3 protein-coding genes are annotated in these 2,614 nt (G+C 35.5%); all 3 read right to left on the bottom strand.

All coding sequences use genetic code 11. From position 1 onward, the window contains the following. Window positions 1-176: 176 nt before the first annotated feature. From AC52RT_RS17870 to AC52RT_RS17860, 3 genes are read right to left on the bottom strand one after another with little or no spacing between them, the layout of a single operon-like run. Window positions 177-941 carry a tyrosine-protein phosphatase gene (locus AC52RT_RS17870; RefSeq protein ID WP_495542000.1) on the bottom strand — a complete coding sequence of 255 codons (765 nt, stop codon included), beginning with the start codon at window positions 939-941 and terminating at the stop codon, window positions 177-179. Window positions 942-971: 30 nt separating this feature from the next. Next, window positions 972-1,658: a CpsD/CapB family tyrosine-protein kinase gene (locus tag AC52RT_RS17865; RefSeq protein ID WP_495541999.1), complete on the bottom strand. Its 687-nt coding sequence runs from the start codon at window positions 1,656-1,658 to the stop codon at window positions 972-974. Continuing rightward, window positions 1,648-2,385 carry a YveK family protein gene (locus tag AC52RT_RS17860; protein WP_495541998.1) on the bottom strand — a complete coding sequence of 246 codons (738 nt, stop codon included), beginning with the start codon at window positions 2,383-2,385 and terminating at the stop codon, window positions 1,648-1,650. The genes AC52RT_RS17865 and AC52RT_RS17860 overlap by 11 nt, the downstream gene beginning before the upstream one ends. Between the last annotated feature and the right edge of the window lie 229 nt (window positions 2,386-2,614).

The following is a 2,614-nucleotide window of genomic DNA, read 5'->3' as shown; positions in this document are numbered from 1 at the left end:
TTCATAATAATCCTTATATTCTATAAAATTAATTAACTACCGATACAAGTTTTTTTGAAGAAGTTCACTTCATACCTTGTTTTTGACACTTTACTGAGGTTGCTCTCCCGTACTAATGATGGGATAAAAAAATTCATCCATCGATTAGTGATGGATGAATGAAGTTCGTATTCCTTTTAAAAGATACCCATTTTCTTTTTTTTCATTATCCGCGGTTCCTCCGTGTAAATTTTTTGTCCTCGCAACAGCACTTCTGAATTCTCATTTAAAAGAAAGGCTATACTGTTCCCATACTTCTTACGGATAGACAGGTAAGCATCTTGGAGTGAAAATCCTCTCGAAGTACAGTTATGTGCATCAGAAGCTATGAGATGAACCCAGCTGTGCTCAATCATCTTCTCAGAAAACGATTTTATTTTCTTTCCAAATGAACCAGTAATGCTTCCCGCAGTAACTTGTGTCAAAGCTCCCTCTTGAATTAAATGATATAAGATCGACGGATTCATCAGAATTTCCTTATTTCTCTCAGGATGAACGATAATCGGGGTAATGCCTCGCAATAATAGTTCATAGACATAATCATGTGTATAATCTGGTACTTGATTAGAAGGAAGTTCGAGTAAGAGATACATGCCCTTATTGTCTAGAGTCAATATTTCATCTCGATCTAGTGATTTAAATAGATCCTTATGTATTCTTACTTCTTGGCTAGGATATATGGTAAGCGGAATGTTTAACTGATTGAGATGCTTCTCTAACTCACGTACTTTTTCCAAGATATCTATCTTCTTATTTTCATAGAATTCATTTAAGTGATGCGGGGAGGCAAATAGATGGGTAATACCTGCAGTAACAGCCGAATTAGCCATTTCTATAGAATCTAAAAGAGTCATAGGCCCATCGTCAACATCGGGTAAGATATGAGCATGTACATCAATCAACCATCACACCCCGTTTCAACTTCAGTCAAGTTAAATATACTGATAATAATATTCGTTTTTATTGCCTTCCACACCATTCAAAACCACCCCAAGTAATTGTCCATTGGCCTTATCTAATAATTCTTTTGCTTTTAATGCACTATCCTTGTGTGTTTTCCCGCTGGTTACAACAAGGATTATGCCATCACTTTTATTGGCAACAACTTGTGGATCAGTAACAGCTAGAATAGGAGGAGTATCGTAAATGACATAGTCGAACGTTGATTTTAAGTCTTCCATTAGAACTTCCATGGTTTTAGAGTTTAACAAATCAGTTGGATTAGGGGGAATAGGTCCACTCGTTAAAATGGTTAGATTAGGAACATGTGTCTTATTAAGAGCAGAATCTAAATTAGATTCTTTTGTTAAGACACTAGTCAGCCCCACTGAGTTACTTATATTGAATGAATAATGAATAGAAGGCTTTCTTAAATCAGCATCGACTAGTAAAATATCACTTCCTTGCTGCGCTAAAACAATAGCTAAATTCGCTGCCGTAGTAGATTTACCATCTCCAGGTTCAGGAGAGGTAACTACAATAGACTTAATTTCCTGATCGACTGAAGAAAACATGATATTATAACGAATTAATCGATACTGCTCATTAACCGGTAAATGAGGATAGTTATGAGAGATCAGATTTACAGCCCGCTTTTCGTTTACATCTTTACGACTCATTTATTTCACTCCTTATTCTATTGGCAGTATGTTTTTTACTCTTTTTTTGTGTTGATTTGTCAAACATACGAATAGACCCTAGAACCGGCAGATCAAGAAGGGTTTCCAACTCTTTGGGATCTTTCACCGTGTTGTCTAGGTAATCTAAAAGAAAGGCTAAACCGATTCCAGCCATTAAGCCGACTACAACTGCAATCGCAATATTCAATAGAGAATTAGGCGCTACAGGTGCAGGATTATCCGGAAGATTTGCTTTAGCAAGAATACTGACATTATCGATATTCATAATGTTTTGGATTTCTTTTTGGAATGTTTCAGATACAGTATTAGCGATTGTGACAGCCAATGCTGGATCACTATTTTCAACGGTTAGAGAGAAAACTTGGGAATTATCTTGGCTGTTAATCGTCATCGTATTACTGAGAGATGTGACACTTTGATTGAGTTCTAACTGATCGATAACTTTTTCTAATATGGCTGGACTCTTTATGATGACACTGTATGTTTTAATGATCTCTATATTGCTACTTAACTTTGTAACATCCAATTGGTTCTCTGTATCTTTTTGATTAACCAGGATTTGTGTGGATGCTTGATATATCGGAGTTAAAATAAAATAAGAAATACTCCCGCTAATTAACGCAGCTCCAACAGTTATCAGTGTGATGAGTATCCAGCGCTTTTTTAACGTGTTAAAAATATCCTTAATACTAATTGTCTCTTCCATAATTGCCTCCTATATGATCCTTCATTGATAATGATCTTTCCTTCCTTTCAGTATCAAGAAAACTACTTCTAGTTTACGATAATCTTTTTTATGAAAACACTAGATTCCTCCCTTCCATCTTCAATCCCCTAGTCTTTATTCTTTAATAGAAATAAAATGTGCTTAATAAAGAACAAGAACACGAAAGGATAGACTGCTAGTTTCATTTCGAGTTGAAAACTGATGAAGT

Source organism: Peribacillus sp. (assembly GCF_059453735.1).
This window is presented reverse-complemented; position numbering and strand designations above follow the sequence as displayed.